This window comes from Thermoanaerobacter sp. CM-CNRG TB177 (assembly GCF_018588165.1).
GTDB classification, from domain to species: Bacteria; Bacillota; Thermoanaerobacteria; order Thermoanaerobacterales; family Thermoanaerobacteraceae; genus Thermoanaerobacter; species Thermoanaerobacter thermocopriae.
In genome coordinates, this window is record NZ_JAFCAC010000095.1 from 1 (window position 1) to 1,929 (window position 1,929).

Sequence of the window (1,929 nt, forward strand, 5' to 3'; positions counted from 1 at the left end):
AATGGAGCATTCCTGTAATGAATAAAAAATAAGGGAGAATGAACTTTGAAAAAATAAGTACCTCCTGATAAAATACAGAGTGTAAGTTCTAGAACTTACCTCGAATTATCAAAATAAACAGGAGGTACCTAAAATGAAGTATACACAAAATGAAAAGATTTTGCAAGTAACAGAAGACACATTAATTGCGGGAGTAGACATAGCAAAAGAAAGCCATTATGCCAGAGCATTTGACTACAGAGGAGTAGAATATGGAAAATACCTAAGATTTGAGAACAATAGAGAAGGTATAACAAAATTTCTTAGATGGGCAAAAGACTTGATGGAGAGACATAAGAAAAACAAACTAATAGTAGGGATAGAACCGACAGGGCAATATTGGCTATGTTTTGCCCAATACCTTAAAGACAATAACATAAAGGTAGTATTGGTTAATCCATTCCATGTAAAGAGGAGCAAAGAATTAGATGACAATTCTCCCACAAAAAGCGATAAAAAAGACCCAAAAACAATAGCAATGCTAGTAAAAGACGGGAGATATGTAGAACCGACAATACCTGAAGGAGTATATGCAGAATTAAGGGTAGCGATGGACATAAAAGACAGGTTGAACAAACAAATAGGGATGACAAAAAATCAAATAACAAGATGGATGGACATATACTTTCCGGAGTTTAACACCGTATTTTCAGACTGGGAAGGGAAAGCAGCACTTATCACATTAAGAGAATTTCCAACGCCTGAGAAGATAGCAAAAAAGAGTGCTGAAGAAATAATATCGATATGGAAGAAAGAAGTACAAAGAGGGGTAGGAGAAAAAAGGGCTATAAAGCTGATAGAAACTGCTAAGGAGAGCATAGGGAAGAAGCAGGGCATAAAGATGGCGGAATACGAGATAAAGACTCTCATTGAACAATACGAATTTCTCAAAAAACAAATTGAAGAAATAGAGAAGAAGATGGAAGAATTAATAGTTGAGATACCAGGGGTTAAAGAACTACTAGAAATCAAAGGGATAGGGATGAATACAGTAGCAGGGTTTATTGCAGAAGTAGGAGACATTGAGAAATATGAACATCCAAAACAGATACAAAAACTAGGAGGATTAAACCTAGTAGAGAATAGCTCTGGTAAGTATAAAGGAGAAACAACAATAAGTAAAAGAGGGAGGAAACGATTGAGGAGAGTACTATTTACTGCAGTAATGGCCTTGGTTGCAAAAAACGAAGAGTTTCGTGAACTTCACAAATATTACACTACCAGAGCGCAAAACCCGTTAAAAAAGAAGCAATCACTAATAGTATTGTGCAACAAACTGATAAGGATATTTTATGTCATATTAAAGAAAGGAGTAAAATATGACCCAATCAAGATGATGAAGGATATAAAGAGGCCAGCCTTACAGGAAGCTGCATAAAAAGTGCCAACATACTATAAAATCAATTAAGGGTTAATTATCTTCTCTTCAGCTTTAACTTACTCACATCTAAAAAGCTGATCCTTAAGAAGAATTAATTTTTAGGGAAAACGAAAGTGTGAACGACGTGACATAAAAGGTAAAGGAAGAAATAAAGCAAAAACAACTAGTCAAGATGGTATATTGACAACAAGAGCGGGAATTGTCATAAAAAATAATCACCATACGGGCAAAGACCCTGCAATGGAGCAGAAATGACATCCACCTCATGGCAGGTAGAACGAAGGAATTAAGGACGGAGATCCAGTGAGACATGGGAGGGTAAACCCCATGAGATAAGTGGAGCTATCCCGCCATAATATGGAAATAGGATATGAGGTTTATTAAACTTACCTATTTAATGGTTAGATAAGTAAGAAATGATAATATAAGCCATGAGATGCTCTTGTTGTGATGAGAAAATTAAAGAAAAACTAAGATATTAAGAGAAAATAAAAGATAATAGAGGGAGG

Annotated in this window: 1 protein-coding gene; it reads left to right on the plus strand. The window is 35.4% G+C overall.

The features are described 5' to 3' along the window. Positions 1 to 133 precede the first annotated feature (133 nt). Positions 134 to 1,417, plus strand: coding sequence for an IS110 family transposase (locus tag I4N53_RS11215; protein ID WP_012269267.1), 1,284 nt, complete (start codon positions 134 to 136; stop codon positions 1,415 to 1,417). Positions 1,418 to 1,929: the final 512 nt, after the last annotated feature.

Coding starts and splice junctions, on each gene's coding strand:
- I4N53_RS11215 (WP_012269267.1), top strand. CDS start 134: ATGAAGTATACACAAAATGAAAAGATTTTGCAAGTAACAGAAGACACA.